The following is a 13636-nucleotide window of genomic DNA, read 5'->3' as shown; positions in this document are numbered from 1 at the left end:
TCAGAAGCTCAGGGCTTCCTGCATGGCGGCACGGTTGACCGTCACCGGGTATTTGCCCTGCAGGCGGGCGACCATCTGGTCGAGCAGATCGTCGGCAAGTGCGGAGCGGACCGCCGCGCGCTCGTTCTCGGGCACGCTTTCCGATCCGGCCGAGGCCGGCTCGAAAACTTCGGCCACCTGGAACAGGACCTGTCCGTCGCCGGCGGCGTTGGCGAAAATTCCCGTTCCGTCGCGCGGCACGGCGAAGACGGCGGCCACGCCGGACTGGCCGAGATCGGCATCGTTGGCGGTTCGCTTGAGGCCGCGCTTGATCTGCTTTTCCTGGCCGACGGCAGCGGCGATCTCGTCGAGCGGCTTGCCGTCCTTCAGTTCTTTGACCAGTTCGGCCGCCCGCGTGGCGAGGCGCTGCGCGCTCTCGGCCTGCATCCAGTCGGCCGCCGCTTTCTCGCGCACCTCGTCAAGCGTGCGGTCGCGCTCAGGCGTGATTCCCTCGACCTCGTAGAAGACGAAACCACTGCCGCCCAGGGAAAGCGGTGCATTTTCGACGCCGGAATCGGTCTCGAACACCTCGCGCAGCAATGCGGCCGATTGCGGCAGGTCGTTGACGACGGTGCCGTCGGGGCGCTGCGCGTTGCGATCGACCGCATCGATGGTGCGCGGGGTGAGTCTCAGGCGCTCGGCCGCCTCGGCCATCGTCGTGCCGCTGGCACGCGCATCCTCATAGGAATCATGCACGTCGAGCAGGATGCGGTTCGCCTCCTCGAGCGCCAGATCCTGGCGGATCTCGTTCTCAACCTCGGCAAGCGGCTGGACGATTTCCGGGGTGATTTCCGTCACGTGCAGGATCACCGGGCCAAACGCGCCATCGATCACGTCGCTGAACTGGTTTTCATCCAGCGCAAAGGCTGCCTCTGCAATGGTGCTATCGGCGATTTCCGACTTGGCCAGCGTGCCGAGCGCGATGTCCTGCGGCGACTTGCCGGCGGCCGTCGCCACGTCGGCGAAGCTCTTGCCGTCGAGCAGGTCCTTCAAGGCGCTGGCAGCGGCATCCTTGTTGGCGAAGACGATCTGCTCGATGCCGCGCTTTTGTGGCGTGGTGTAGCGGTCGCGCAGATCCTGATAGGCTTTCTCGACCTGTTCGCCGGAGACGGAAGCGGGATCGGCGATGTCGGACGGTTCGAGCTTCACATAGGTGAATTTGCGATACTCCGGCGCGGCGTAGTCGGCCTTGCGCTCGTCGAACCAGGCTTGCAGGGCCGAGGCTTCCGGCTCATCGATCGGCTCGACCAGAGAACGGGGCAGCGGCACATACTCCACGGTCCGGTCCTCGCCACGGTAAAGCGCCATGTTCTTCAACATCTCGTCGGGAACGGCAAGGCCGTCCGTCGCCGCTTCGACGATCTGCTGGCGGATCGCCACCTGCTCGCGATTTTTCAGGTAATCCTGGGGGCGCATGCCGATCTGCCGCAGGACGAAATCGAACTGCTGGCGATCGAAACGGCCGTTGGCGCCGCGGAAGGCGGGGTCCTCGGCGGTCAGTTCAGCCAGCCTGTCGCTCGACAGGCCAAGACCGAGCTGCCGAGCCTCCTCGTCAAGCAGGACGCCAGCGGCCAATTGCTGCATGACCTGGTCGTCCAGGCCAAAGGCGACGGCCTGTTCACGCGTCACGCGCGTGCCCAGGCGCTGCGACAGCGCATTGATCTGCCGGTCGTAGGCAAGACGGAAATCGAGCATGGAGACCGATGCGTCGCCTGCCGTCAAAACGCTGCGCGACTGGTCGTTGAGGATTTGCCCGGAAATTCCCCAGACCGCAAAGCTCACGACGAGCAGGCCAAGCAGCAACTTGGCGATCCAGGTGGAAGCGGCGTTTCTGAGACTGTCGAGCATGGCGGTTCCGGTATTCCTCGATGAGTTTTCAATGCTTGTACCCCACAAAGCGCAATAGCGCCCCTAAAGTCCAGTGTCGATAGCCGAGTGTCGATCGCTACTCCCCCGCGCAGATTGCTTTGTCGTGGGTTTTTGCTAGGGAAGGAGAAGCGCAAAGCAGAACAAGGAAGAGGCCGCATGACGCCTGGTATTCGCCCCCTGATCGCCGGCAACTGGAAAATGCATGGCACTGGCGCCTCGCTTGCCGAGTTGAGCGCCATCGCCGCCGGCGATATCCCCGCATCGGAGGCGCTGATTTGCGTGCCGGCCACGTTGCTGTCGCGAGCCAAGGACGCGCTCGAAGGCGGCGCGGTTCTGCTCGGCGGGCAGGATTGTCATGCGTTGGCCTCCGGCGCCCATACGGGCGACGTCTCGGCGGAGATGCTGGCCGATGCCGGTGCCAGCCACGTCATCGTCGGCCATTCGGAGCGGCGCACCGACCATGGCGAAACGGATGCGGATGTGGCCGCCAAGGCGCAAGCCGCCTGGCGTGCCGGCCTGACGGCGGTGATCTGCATCGGCGAGACGAAAGACGAGCGCCAGCGCGGCGAGACGTTGGCGGTCCTGTCGCGGCAGATCGCCGGCTCCGTGCCGAAGGCGGCGGCCGCCGCCAACACGGTGATCGCCTATGAGCCGGTCTGGGCGATCGGTACCGGCTTGACCCCGACCGCCGCCGATGTCGCCGAGGCGCATGCGCATATCCGCGCCGAACTGTCCGGCCTGCTGGGCGGCGCGGCCGGCGCGATGCGCATTCTCTATGGCGGTTCGGTGAAGCCGTCGAATGCGGCGGAACTGCTGGGCATCGCCCATGTGGACGGCGCGCTGGTCGGCGGTGCGAGCCTGAAGGCCGCAGACTTTCTCGGCATCGTCGCGGCTTGCCCGGCCTGAACGCTGTCGTTTCGTGAAAACGGACTTGCGCCGGTCGTTCCACAACCTATTTTCTGGGTGTTGATGTGGCCGGGAGCCGCGAAGCGGGGAAATCCGGGCGATTTCGTCCTTTCAGGACAATGGGCGCAGCCTTCATCCTGAAAGAAGCGTCGCATCGGTCTTGGAAAAGCGGTGAAAGCCGTGTAATGAGCCGCGTCCGCATCTTGGCGGGCGCATCGAGCCGGAAAGCCGGAAGGTAACATGCAAACCGTCATCATCGTCATTCATCTGATCGTCGTGGTCGCGCTGGTCGGCGTGGTCCTCATGCAGCGCTCCGAAGGGGGCGGGCTCGGCGTCGGCGGCGGTTCCGGTTTCATGTCGGCGCGGGGCGCTGCCAATGCGCTGACCCGCACAACGGCTCTTCTGGCGGCGGCCTTTTTCGCCACCTCGCTGGCGCTGTCGCTGATCGCCCGTTACGGGGCGAGCCCAACCGATATCCTCGACCGCATCCCGGCGGGCAGCGAACAAATGCAGGACGGCTCGGGCGTTCTCGACCAGCTCGGCGGCAGTGGCGCAACGACGGGTGGCGAGACCGCGCCGGCTCCTGCCGGCGAGGGCAATGCCGAAGACCAGGTGCCGACCGACCAGTAATTCCTTGTTTTGCCAGGCATTCCGGCCGCTCTGATGGAGCGGTCGCTTCCGGCTGGCGCGAAACATTGTCCACCGCGAGGCGCAAAAAGATCTGCGGCTCATGATTTTTTGCTGGCGGAATCGCCGGCGTCCAGTTAAGCGATGAGTCCCATGGCGCGATATGTATTCATAACCGGCGGCGTGGTCTCCTCCCTCGGAAAAGGCATTGCAGCAGCAGCCCTTGGCGCGCTGCTCCAGGCCCGTGGGTACCGCGTCCGCATCCGCAAGCTCGACCCCTATCTGAATGTTGATCCGGGCACGATGTCGCCGTATCAGCATGGCGAGGTGTTCGTCACCGATGACGGGGCGGAAACGGACCTGGACCTTGGCCATTACGAGCGCTTCACCGGGCGTTCGGCCAACAAGCAGGACAACATCACCACCGGCCGCATCTACCAGAACATCATCGAGAAAGAGCGGCGCGGCGACTATCTGGGCGCCACGGTGCAGGTGATCCCGCACGTCACCGACGAGATCAAGCAGTTCGTGCTCGAAGGCAATGACGACTATGATTTCGTCTTGTGCGAGATCGGCGGGACGGTCGGCGACATCGAGGCGATGCCGTTCCTCGAGGCGATCCGCCAATTGGGCAATGAGTTGCCGCGCGGCAACGCCGTCTATGTGCATTTGACGCTGATGCCGTGGATTCCGGCGGCTGGCGAACTGAAGACCAAGCCGACCCAGCATTCGGTCAAGGAGTTGCGCTCGATCGGCATTGCGCCCGACATTCTCCTGGTGCGCGCCGACCGTGAAATTCCTTCGGAAGAGCGGCGCAAGCTGTCGCTGTTCTGCAATGTGCGCGAGCAGGCGGTGATCCAGGCGCTCGACGTGGCGCATATCTACGACGTGCCGATGGCCTATCATCGCGAAGGGCTCGATTCGGAAGTGCTGGCCGCCTTTGGTATCGACCCGGCGCCGAAGCCGCGCATGGAGCGCTGGCTGGAGGTCGCCGACCGCATCCACAACCCGGAAGGCCAGGTGACGATTGCCGTGGTCGGCAAATACACCGGCCTGAAGGACGCCTACAAGTCGTTGATCGAGGCGCTGTCGCATGGCGGCATGGCGAACCGGGTCCGCGTCAAGCTCGAATGGATCGAATCGGAGATCTTCGAAAAGGAAGACCCGGCGCCGTGGCTGGAAAAGGTGCACGGCATCCTGGTGCCCGGCGGTTTTGGCGAGCGTGGCGCCGAAGGCAAGATCCTGGCGGCGAAGTTCGCCCGCGAGCGCAAGGTGCCCTATTTCGGCATCTGCTTCGGCATGCAGATGGCCTGTATCGAGGCGGCGCGCTCCCTGGCGGGCATCGAGAATGCCTCGTCGACCGAGTTCGGCCCGACCAAGGAGCCCATCGTCGGCCTGATGACCGAATGGCTGAAGGGCAACATGCTGGAGAAGCGGACGGCGTCCGGCGATCTCGGCGGCACGATGCGGCTTGGCGCCTATGACGCCAGGCTGACACCCGGCACCAAGATTGCCGAAATATACGGCAGCGAGGACATTTCCGAGCGTCACCGCCATCGCTACGAGGTCAATATCGGCTACCGCGAGACGCTGGAAAAATGCGGCCTCGTGTTCGCCGGCCTGTCGCCCGACGGGGTGCTGCCCGAGACGATCGAATATCCCGACCATCCCTGGTTCATTGGCGTCCAGTACCACCCGGAACTGAAGAGCAAGCCGTTCGAGCCGCATCCGCTGTTCGCCTCATTCATCGGCGCTGCCGTGGAACAGTCACGCCTGGTGTGATAGGCTCCGCCCGCTTGATGGCGAGCGGGGGACAAGGCTGTGGCGACGCCGCTGGACGTTCTTTTCGACGATCCCGACAATTTGCCCGAGGACGGCGCGGTTCCGCAGGCAGTGGTCAACGAGATGCGCGATTTTTCCGCCTATCTCGACCAGACCGTGCCGCCGAAGCGCGTCATCGACCGCAACATCCTGATCGCCACCTGGAACATTGCCCATTTCCGCTCGCTGACGTGCAAATGGTCCGTGCCTCTGGCATCCAATGACAGTCCCAAACGCGATTACCGCTCGCTCTGGGCCATCGCCGAGGTGCTTTCGCGCTTCGACGTGATTGCCGTGCAGGAGGTCGGCGAGGATTTTCGCGCCTTGCGCTCGGCCATGAAGGTGCTCGGCCCCAATTGGAGCTTCCTGATGACGGACCGCAATGCGGGCGTCGGCGGCAATAACGAGCACATGGCCTATCTGTTCGACACGACGCGCGTGGCGCTGTCGGGGCTTGCCGGCGAACTGGTCGTGCCCGACGAGGCGGAGGAGTTCGGCTTCGATGCCGGCAGCTTCAAGAAGCAGTTCGCCCGCAATCCCTACGCCGTGTCGTTTCGCACGCGTGACACGACCTTCATCCTGGTGACGACGCATATCGACTATGGCGACGAGGACACGGAGCGCCTGCCGGAACTGCGCGGCATCGCCCGGTGGATGCAGAGCTGGGCGGCGCGCGAGCGGCGCTGGCATCACAATCTGATCGTCCTTGGCGATTTCAATCTCGAGCGCACCGGCAACAAGCTCTATGAAGCCTTCGTCGAGACGGGGCTCGAAGTGCCGTTCGTCCTGCAAAGCCACCCGCGCACCATCTATGCGCGGGCATCGGAACCGGAAAAATCCAGTTATCACGACCAGATCGCCTGGTTCTCCAAGGGCAACGCGGCGCTGATCGGCCTGGATCTGGTGGATGGCGGGATCGTCGAGATCTGGGGCCGGTTGCTGCGGGACCTCGGTTTGACCAAGCGCAATTTCGCCTTCCGCATTTCCGATCATCACCCGCTTTGGGTCGAGTTCCGCCTGCCGCAGGGCGAGACCGGCTGACGCCCTTGCATTGCGGCGGCGCATGGGGCACATGCGTGCCATGGTTTCCAGCAACGAGGCGCCGATGGCGCGTGCGCTTGATCATTGCGTCCTGCCGACCGCCGGTCTGGCAGCGGCCAGGCGAAGGCTGACGGCGCTCGGTTTCACGGTCGCGCCGGACGCGGCCCACCCCTTCGGCACCGGAAATTGCTGCGTTTTCTTCGCTGATGGGACCTATCTCGAACCGCTGGCAACTGTCGATGCCGCCGCCGCGCAGGTGGCTGCTGGCGCGGGCAACGTTTTCGTCGCACGCGATGCGGATTTCCGTGGGCGGATCGGCGAGGAGGGGTTTTCCGCCCTGGTGCTTGGCACGCCCGACGCCGATGCCGATCATGCCCGGTTCGTTGCCGGCGGGATTTCGGCCGGAGAACCGCTGTCCTTCTCCCGGCCTTTTGTCGATGCAGCCGGGGCTGAGGCCATCGCTTCGTTCAAGCTCGCCTTTGCCGCGCCGGATACCGGCGAGAACCGGTTCTTCTTCACCTGCCAGCGGGTCAATGCGCCCAAGGTGGACCGTGGCGCACTGGAGCGGCATGCCAATTGCGTGTCAGGCATCGCCTGCATTCTTATCACGGCGGCGGAACCAGGGGGCTACCGGTCGTTTCTGACGCAGTTCAGCGGGCAGGATCCCGTCTCGGGCGAGACCGGCGGCATCGATGTCCGGCTGGCCAATGCCGATCTGTCGCTGATGACGCCGGCGGCCTTTGCCGCGATCTGCGGCGCCGAACCGGCCGCGTTCGACGCCCGGCTGAATTTCGCCGGCATCGTCTTTCAGCTTGCCGCGCTCGCCGCGCTGCGGGCGCAATTTTCCGCCAATGACATTCTGTTCGCCGAGCATGGCGGGCGCATCATCGTGCCGCCGGCCGAAGGGCAGGGCACCACATTCGTTTTCGAGGAGTTTTCCGCATGAAGCCCAATCCGCGCGTCGCCATTGGCCAGGCCGTGTTCGCCAACGACGCGCCGCTGGCGCTGATCGCCGGCCCCTGTCAGCTCGAATCGCGCGACCACGCCTTCGACATGGCCGGCGCGCTGAAGGAACTGACGGCAAAGCTCGACCTCGGCTTCGTCTACAAGACCAGCTTCGACAAGGCCAACCGCACCTCGCTTTCGGGCCGGCGCGGGGCGGGGCTCGACGCCGCGCTGCCGATCTTCGCCGATCTGCGCAAGGAACTGGGCGTGCCGGTTCTCACCGACGTGCATACGGAAGAACAATGCCGCATCGTTGCCGACGCGGTCGATGTGCTGCAGATTCCGGCTTTCCTTTGCCGGCAAACCGACCTCCTGATCGCCGCCGCGGCGACCGGCAAGGTGGTGAATGTGAAGAAGGGGCAATTCCTGGCCCCGTGGGACATGAAGAACGTCATCACCAAGATCACCGATTCAGGTAATCCGAACGTGCTGGTGACAGAGCGCGGCACTTCCTTCGGCTACAACACGCTGGTGTCCGACATGCGCGGCCTGCCGCAAATGGCCGAGATGGGCGCGCCGGTGATTTTTGACGCAACGCATTCCGTGCAGCAGCCCGGCGGGCAGGGCGGCTCCACGGGCGGTGAACGCCGCTTTGTCGAAACGCTGGCGCGGGCCGCCGTGGCGGTCGGTGTCGCTGGCGTTTTCATCGAGACCCATGAGGATCCCGACAATGCCCCATCCGACGGGCCGAACATGGTGCCGCTGAAGGACCTTCCCGCCCTGCTCGAACGGCTGATGGCTTTCGACCGGGTGGCGAAGGGTGGCTGACCCTATCCACGACATTGAGTTTTCACGCGCTTTCGCTAAGACAGGCGCTGACACTTTTCCAGCCCAACTCCAGACCAGAGAGAGCTATCATGACTGCCATTATCGACATCGTCGGACGCGAAATTCTCGACAGCCGTGGCAACCCGACCGTCGAGGTCGATGTGGTTCTGGAAGATGGTTCGATGGGGCGCGCCGCCGTGCCGTCGGGCGCTTCCACAGGCGCGCATGAGGCGGTCGAATTGCGCGACGGTGGCAAGCGTTATCTCGGCAAGGGCGTGGAAGACGCGGTCGATGCGGTCAATGGCGAGATTTTCGAGGCGCTGAGCGGCCTCGACGCGGAAAACCAGATCCAGATCGACCGCGCCATGATCGCGCTGGACGGCACGCCGAACAAGAGCCGGCTTGGCGCCAACGCCATTCTCGGCGTGTCGCTGGCCGTTGCCAAGGCAGCGGCCGAAGCTGCCGGCCTGCCGCTCTACCGCTATGTCGGCGGCGCCTCGGCGCATGTGCTTCCTGTTCCGATGATGAACATCATCAATGGCGGCGCGCATGCCGACAACCCGATCGATTTCCAGGAATTCATGGTGATGCCGGTCGGCGCCCCGACACTGCGCGAGGCGGTGCGCTGGGGCTCGGAAATCTTTCACACGCTGAAGGCGGGCCTGAAGGCCGCCGGCCACAACACCAATGTCGGCGACGAGGGCGGTTTCGCGCCGAACCTGAAGAGCGCCGAGGCTGCGCTCGACTTCGTTCTCGCCTCCATCGAGAAAGCCGGCTACAAGCCGGGCGAGGACGTGGCCATCGCGCTCGATTGCGCCGCGACCGAGTTCTTCAAGGATGGCAAATACGTCTATGCGGGCGAGGGCCAGACGCGCGACGGCAAGGCGCAGGCCGAGTATCTCGCCAAGCTGGCTGCCAATTATCCGATCATCTCCATCGAAGACGGCATGTCCGAGGACGATTTCGAGGGCTGGAAGATCCTCACCGAGCTTGCCGGCGACAAGGTGCAACTGGTCGGCGACGATCTTTTCGTCACCAGTTCGGCGCGGCTGAAGGACGGCATCAAGATGGGGATCGGCAACTCCATCCTCGTCAAGGTCAACCAGATCGGCACGCTGACGGAGACGCTCGACGCGGTCGAGACGGCGCACAAGGCCGGCTACACGGCGGTGATGTCGCACCGCTCCGGCGAGACGGAGGATTCCACCATCGCCGATCTCGCCGTCGCCACCAATTGCGGGCAGATCAAGACCGGCTCGCTGGCGCGTTCCGACCGGACGGCGAAGTACAACCAGCTGATCCGCATCGAGGAAGAGCTCGGCCCCCAGGCGCACTACGCCGGCAAGGGCATTCTCAAGATGTAGCGGCAAGGGCCATTCATGCGCTTTTACGAGATCGGCGGCATCAACATCGGCGAGCTGGCTGCCGACGGCCCGCCGATCGCCAGAGAAGCGGACGTCAACGACATTATCGGCGCCTGCTATGGCACGCCGACCGATTTGGTCATCGTGCCGGTCTCGCGCTTGTCGGCGGATTTTTTCAATCTGCGCACCCGTCTGGCGGGCGCCGTGGTGCAGAAATTCGTCACTTACCGGCTCCGTGTCGCATTTCTCGGCGATATTTCCGCCGCTGTCGCGACAAGCGCCGCGCTGGGTGATTTCGTTCGCGAAAGCAACAAGGGCGGCCAGGTCCTGTTTGTCGATGACCATGATGCGTTGAAGGCCATGCTCGCCGCCTGAAGGCTCGGCCCGTCCCGGCGATCCCGACCAGGAGGTGGCGCGAAAACATGCCGCCGGCTGATCGAGATAACTGTCCATTAAGCAAGCTATGCTTACATGCGGGAGAAGGGTTTTCCGCATGTGGACACGTCATCACAAACGCCGAAACACGGGCCGGCTGATCGTACCGGCGATCACCGGATTGTTTCTCGCCTATTTCGGCTTTCACGCCTATCATGGCGAATACGGCATCTATTCCAAATACCAGCTCGATGCGCGTATCGATGAAGCGCAGACGCGGCTTGATGCCCTTGCCGCCACGCGCGGCAAGCTGGAGGCGCGCATCGCCCTGTTGAAGGACGGTTCGATCGAGAAGGATATGCTCGACGAGCAGGCCCGACGCGCCCTCAACCTGGCGCGCGATAATGAAGTGGTGATCCTCATGGACGGCTCCCGCTGAATTAACTGAAATCAAGTTAATCGAATAGAAATCAAATAAATCCATGGCCTTAGCTGCATGGCAGCTATGCGAAATTCGGATGGCCGAACGGATCGGCGCGTGCTAGCTTCTCTCATTATAAGCGGGAGGTGACGGGAGGCACGCAGCGCGGTTTCATGCTGCTTCTGCCGTAACCAAAATTCCCCGAAATTTCAGCTAGGGAGTTGAGGCATGGCGCGCGCTGCAAGCAAAACCGCCGCAAGCAAAACCGCCGCGGGCAAAACCACTGCGACGAAGGCACGGCCGGCGAAGAAGCCGTCGGCAGGAGGCGCCGTTCAGGCGCCGAAATCCCCACCACCGGAGAATTTCACCAAGGAGCAGGAACTCGCGGCCTATCGCGAGATGCTGTTGATCCGCCGTTTCGAGGAAAAGGCCGGCCAACTCTACGGCATGGGCCTGATCGGCGGCTTCTGCCACCTCTACATCGGCCAGGAGGCCGTCGTCGTCGGCATGCAGATGACGCTGAAGGAGGGCGACCAGGTCATCACCGGCTATCGCGACCATGGCCACATGCTGGCGGCCGACATGGAGCCGCGCGGCGTGATGGCCGAACTGACCGGACGCCGCAGCGGCTATTCGCGCGGCAAGGGCGGCTCGATGCACATGTTCTCCAAGGAGAAGAATTTTTATGGCGGGCATGGCATTGTCGGCGCGCAGGTGCCGCTCGGCACCGGCCTGGCCTTCGCCAACCGCTATCGCGGCAACGACAATGTTTCGCTGACCTATTTCGGTGACGGCGCGGCCAATCAGGGCCAGGTCTATGAGAGCTTCAACATGGCCTCGCTGTGGAAGTTGCCGGTGATCTACATCATCGAGAACAACCGCTACGCCATGGGCACGGCGGTGGCGCGTTCCTCGGCCGAGACCGATTTCTCGCATCGCGGCCTGTCCTTCAAGATTCCCGGCATCCAGGTCGACGGCATGGATGTGCGCGCGGTGAAGGCGGCGGGCGAACTGGCGGTGGACTGGTGCCGCTCCGGCAAGGGGCCGATCATCCTGGAAATGCAGACCTACCGCTATCGCGGCCATTCCATGTCCGATCCGGCAAAATACCGGTCGAAGGACGAAGTGCAGAAGATGCGCTCCGAGCATGATCCGATCGAGCAGGTGAAACAGCGGCTCATCGCCAAGAAGTGGGCCGATGAAGACGCGCTGAAGGTGATCGACAAGGAGGTGCGCGACATCGTCGGCGACGCGGCCGATTTCGCGCAGGCGGATCCGGAACCGGATGTGTCCGAACTCTACACCGATATTCTGCTCTGAGGGGAAAGCCGACATGCCTGTAGAAATTCTCATGCCCGCGCTCTCGCCGACGATGGAAGAGGGCAATCTGGCCAAATGGCTGAAAAAGGAAGGCGACAGCGTCGCCCCCGGCGACGTCATCGCCGAAATCGAGACCGACAAGGCGACCATGGAAGTGGAAGCCGTCGATGAAGGGAAGATCGGCAAGCTTTTGATCTCGGAAGGGACCGAAGGCGTCAAGGTCAACACGCCGATCGCCCTGCTGCTCGCCGACGGCGAGACCGAGGCCGATCTGGACAAGGGGCCGGCGAAGCCGGCAGCCGAGGCGCCGGCGGCGCAGCCGGACGACGACAAGGCCGAAGCGCCGCAAGCAAAGGCCGATGCCGCCAAGGTGCCCGCCGCACCGAAGATGGAGGCCGCCGCCGATCCGGACATTCCCGAAGGCACCGAAATGGTTTCGACCACGGTGCGCGAGGCGCTGCGCGACGCCATGGCAGAGGAAATGCGCAGCGACGAGCGCGTCTTCGTCATGGGCGAGGAAGTGGCGGAGTATCAGGGCGCCTACAAGGTGACCCAGGGGCTCCTGCAGGAGTTCGGCGACAAGCGTGTGGTCGACACGCCGATCACCGAACATGGCTTTGCCGGCGTCGGTGTCGGCGCGGCGTTTGCCGGGCTGAAGCCGATCGTCGAGTTCATGACCTTCAACTTCGCCATGCAGGCGATCGACCAGATCGTCAATTCGGCGGCCAAGACCCTGTACATGGCCGGCGGCCAGATGGGCGCGCCGATCGTCTTTCGCGGGCCGAACGGGGCGGCCGCCCGCGTCGCCGCGCAACATTCGCAGTGCTACGCCGCCTGGTACAGCCATGTTCCCGGCCTGAAAGTGGTGATGCCCTATACGGCGGCGGACGCCAAGGGCCTGCTCAAGGCGGCGATCCGCGATCCCAATCCGGTGATCTTCCTCGAAAACGAAATCCTCTACGGCCAGAGTTTCGACGTGCCGAAGCTCGATGACTTTGTCCTGCCGATCGGCAAGGCGCGCATTCACAAGCAGGGCAAGGATGCCACCATCGTCTCCTTCGGTATCGGCATGACCTATGCCGTCAAGGCGGCGGAGGAACTGGCCGGCGCCGGGATCGACGTCGAGGTGATCGACCTCAGGACCATAAGGCCGATGGACCTCGATACGGTGATCGAATCCGTCAAGAAGACCAACCGCCTGGTGACGGTCGAGGAAGGCTATCCGCAGTCCTCCGTCGGCGCGCATATCGCAAGCCAGGTGATGCAGCGGGCGTTCGACCATCTCGATGCGCCGGTCATCACGGTCGCCGGCAGGGATGTGCCGATGCCCTATGCCGCCAATCTGGAGAAGCTGGCGCTTCCCAATGTGGCCGAAGTCGTCGAGGCGGTGAAAGCCGTCACCTATCGGAACTGAGCGGGAGGACACCATGCCGATCCAAATCACCATGCCCGCCCTCTCGCCGACGATGGAGGAGGGCAACCTCGCCAAATGGCTGGTCAAGGAAGGCGACAGCGTTGCGCCGGGCGACGTCATCGCCGAGATCGAGACCGACAAGGCGACCATGGAGGTGGAAGCCGTCGATGAAGGCACCGTTGCCAAGCTGGTGGTTCCGGCCGGCACGGAAGGGGTCAAGGTCAACGCCCTGATCGCCGTGCTCGCCGCCGATGGCGAGGATGTCGGGGAAGCGGCGAAGGCTGCCGCCAATGGCGGCGCGGCCAAGCCGGCAGCTGAGAAAGCACCCTCCTCCCCCCCTGTGGGGGAGGTGTCCGCGCAGCGGACGGAGGGGGGTGGTGGCGATGGGGCGCCGGCCATCGTGCAGGCGTCGCCACCCCCACCCGACCAGCCGCCTGCGGCGGCTGCCCACCCTCCCCACAAGGGGGAGGGAGAGGCGTCGCGCGTTTTCGCCTCGCCGCTGGCGCGTCGCCTGGCGCAGGAAGGCGGCATCGATCTTTCCGCCATCTCCGGCTCGGGCCCGAAGGGCCGTGTGGTGAAGGCCGATGTTGAGGCTGCCGCCAAGACCGGCGTCGCCAAGGCTGCAGCACCCGCTACCGGCCAGGCGCCGGCGCCGGTCAAGGCCCC

Annotated in this window: 13 protein-coding genes; 12 read left to right on the top strand and 1 reads right to left on the bottom strand. The window is 64.1% G+C overall.

From position 1 onward, the window contains the following. Nucleotides 1-1887, bottom strand: a complete 1887-nt coding sequence (locus AB843_RS23615; protein ID WP_048649379.1) for a SurA N-terminal domain-containing protein — start codon at nt 1885-1887, stop codon at nt 1-3. 177 nt (nt 1888-2064) lie between these two features. Here AB843_RS23615 and tpiA point away from each other — a divergent pair, with 177 nt between their 5' ends. The 12 genes from tpiA to AB843_RS23555 form a co-directional block, all read left to right on the top strand. Beyond that, nucleotides 2065-2814 carry a triose-phosphate isomerase gene (tpiA, locus tag AB843_RS23610; RefSeq protein WP_048649378.1) on the top strand — a complete coding sequence of 250 codons (750 nt, stop codon included), beginning with the start codon at nt 2065-2067 and terminating at the stop codon, nt 2812-2814. A gap of 240 nt (nt 2815-3054) precedes the next feature. Beyond that, the gene (gene secG, locus AB843_RS23605) at nt 3055-3444 is read left to right on the top strand and encodes a preprotein translocase subunit SecG (RefSeq protein ID WP_048649377.1); all 390 of its coding nucleotides are present in this window, start codon (nt 3055-3057) and stop codon (nt 3442-3444) included. A 150-nt stretch (nt 3445-3594) separates the two neighbouring features. Next, complete coding sequence (locus tag AB843_RS23600; RefSeq protein ID WP_048649376.1) at nt 3595-5223, top strand: CTP synthase; 1629 nt, start codon at nt 3595-3597, stop codon at nt 5221-5223. Nucleotides 5224-5262: 39 nt separating this feature from the next. Further along, complete coding sequence (locus AB843_RS23595; RefSeq protein ID WP_053086184.1) at nt 5263-6303, top strand: endonuclease/exonuclease/phosphatase family protein; 1041 nt, start codon at nt 5263-5265, stop codon at nt 6301-6303. A 64-nt stretch (nt 6304-6367) separates the two neighbouring features. Next, the gene (locus AB843_RS23590; protein WP_048649422.1) at nt 6368-7249 is read left to right on the top strand and encodes a VOC family protein; all 882 of its coding nucleotides are present in this window, start codon (nt 6368-6370) and stop codon (nt 7247-7249) included. Next, complete coding sequence (gene kdsA, locus AB843_RS23585; protein WP_048649375.1) at nt 7246-8076, top strand: 3-deoxy-8-phosphooctulonate synthase; 831 nt, start codon at nt 7246-7248, stop codon at nt 8074-8076. The genes AB843_RS23590 and kdsA overlap by 4 nt, the downstream gene beginning before the upstream one ends. Before the next feature lie 89 nt (nt 8077-8165). Next, entirely contained in the window at nt 8166-9440 is a 1275-nt protein-coding gene (eno, locus tag AB843_RS23580) for a phosphopyruvate hydratase (RefSeq protein ID WP_048649374.1), read from the top strand. Nucleotides 9441-9455: 15 nt separating this feature from the next. After that, nucleotides 9456-9815: a DUF4180 domain-containing protein gene (locus tag AB843_RS23575; protein ID WP_048649373.1), complete on the top strand. Its 360-nt coding sequence runs from the start codon at nt 9456-9458 to the stop codon at nt 9813-9815. Between the two features lie 118 nt (nt 9816-9933). Then, nucleotides 9934-10254: an FtsB family cell division protein gene (locus AB843_RS23570; protein ID WP_048649372.1), complete on the top strand. Its 321-nt coding sequence runs from the start codon at nt 9934-9936 to the stop codon at nt 10252-10254. A 210-nt stretch (nt 10255-10464) separates the two neighbouring features. After that, nucleotides 10465-11556: a pyruvate dehydrogenase (acetyl-transferring) E1 component subunit alpha gene (pdhA, locus tag AB843_RS23565; RefSeq protein ID WP_048649371.1), complete on the top strand. Its 1092-nt coding sequence runs from the start codon at nt 10465-10467 to the stop codon at nt 11554-11556. Between the two features lie 13 nt (nt 11557-11569). After that, a complete protein-coding gene (locus AB843_RS23560; RefSeq protein WP_048649370.1) occupies nt 11570-12970 on the top strand; it encodes a pyruvate dehydrogenase complex E1 component subunit beta in 1401 nt (466 codons plus the stop codon). A gap of 13 nt (nt 12971-12983) precedes the next feature. Then, nucleotides 12984-13636 (top strand): biotin/lipoyl-containing protein (locus tag AB843_RS23555; protein ID WP_048649421.1); only part of this gene is annotated, 653 nt, incomplete at its 3' end.

Source organism: Nitratireductor soli, assembly GCF_001050155.1.
Taxonomy (GTDB): Bacteria; Pseudomonadota; Alphaproteobacteria; order Rhizobiales; family Rhizobiaceae; genus Nitratireductor; species Nitratireductor soli.
This window is presented reverse-complemented; position numbering and strand designations above follow the sequence as displayed.

Coding starts and splice junctions, on each gene's coding strand:
- AB843_RS23600 (WP_048649376.1), top strand. CDS start 3,595: ATGGCGCGATATGTATTCATAACCGGCGGCGTGGTCTCCTCCCTCGGA.
- AB843_RS23615 (WP_048649379.1), bottom strand. CDS start 1,887: ATGCTCGACAGTCTCAGAAACGCCGCTTCCACCTGGATCGCCAAGTTG.
- secG (WP_048649377.1), top strand. CDS start 3,055: ATGCAAACCGTCATCATCGTCATTCATCTGATCGTCGTGGTCGCGCTG.
- eno (WP_048649374.1), top strand. CDS start 8,166: ATGACTGCCATTATCGACATCGTCGGACGCGAAATTCTCGACAGCCGT.
- pdhA (WP_048649371.1), top strand. CDS start 10,465: ATGGCGCGCGCTGCAAGCAAAACCGCCGCAAGCAAAACCGCCGCGGGC.
- tpiA (WP_048649378.1), top strand. CDS start 2,065: ATGACGCCTGGTATTCGCCCCCTGATCGCCGGCAACTGGAAAATGCAT.
- AB843_RS23560 (WP_048649370.1), top strand. CDS start 11,570: ATGCCTGTAGAAATTCTCATGCCCGCGCTCTCGCCGACGATGGAAGAG.
- AB843_RS23590 (WP_048649422.1), top strand. CDS start 6,368: ATGGCGCGTGCGCTTGATCATTGCGTCCTGCCGACCGCCGGTCTGGCA.
- kdsA (WP_048649375.1), top strand. CDS start 7,246: ATGAAGCCCAATCCGCGCGTCGCCATTGGCCAGGCCGTGTTCGCCAAC.
- AB843_RS23570 (WP_048649372.1), top strand. CDS start 9,934: ATGTGGACACGTCATCACAAACGCCGAAACACGGGCCGGCTGATCGTA.
- AB843_RS23575 (WP_048649373.1), top strand. CDS start 9,456: ATGCGCTTTTACGAGATCGGCGGCATCAACATCGGCGAGCTGGCTGCC.